1 rRNA gene is annotated in these 716 nt (G+C 55.0%); it reads left to right on the plus strand.

Features of this window, described 5'->3' with window-relative positions:
- Positions 1 to 691 (plus strand): 23S ribosomal RNA (locus WFO70_RS22295); the annotation flags it as partial.
- Positions 692 to 716: the final 25 nt, after the last annotated feature.

Consider the following 716-nt stretch of genomic DNA (forward strand, 5'->3'; position numbering starts at 1 on the left):
CCGGGTTGCGGACAGTGTCTGGTGGGTAGTTTGACTGGGGCGGTCTCCTCCTAAAGAGTAACGGAGGAGCACGAAGGTTAGCTAATCCTGGTCGGACATCAGGAGGTTAGTGCAATGGCATAAGCTAGCTTGACTGCGAGAGTGACGGCTCGAGCAGGTGCGAAAGCAGGTCATAGTGATCCGGTGGTTCTGTATGGAAGGGCCATCGCTCAACGGATAAAAGGTACTCCGGGGATAACAGGCTGATACCGCCCAAGAGTTCATATCGACGGCGGTGTTTGGCACCTCGATGTCGGCTCATCACATCCTGGGGCTGAAGTAGGTCCCAAGGGTACGGCTGTTCGCCGTTTAAAGTGGTACGCGAGCTGGGTTTAGAACGTCGTGAGACAGTTCGGTCCCTATCTGCCGTGGGCGCTGGAGAATTGAGGGGGGCTGCTCCTAGTACGAGAGGACCGGAGTGGACGCATCACTGGTGTTCGGGTTGTCATGCCAATGGCACTGCCCGGTAGCTAAATGCGGAAGAGATAAGTGCTGAAAGCATCTAAGCACGAAACTTGCCCCGAGATGAGTTCTCCCTGACTCCCTGAGAGTCCTGAAGGAACGTTGAAGACGACGACGTTGATAGGTCGGGTGTGTAAGCGCAGCGATGCGTTGAGCTAACCGATACTAATGAACCGTGAGGCTTAACCTTACAACGCCGAAGCTGTTTCGGCGAA

Source organism: Leclercia sp. AS011, from assembly GCF_037152535.1.
GTDB lineage: Bacteria > Pseudomonadota > Gammaproteobacteria > Enterobacterales > Enterobacteriaceae > Enterobacter.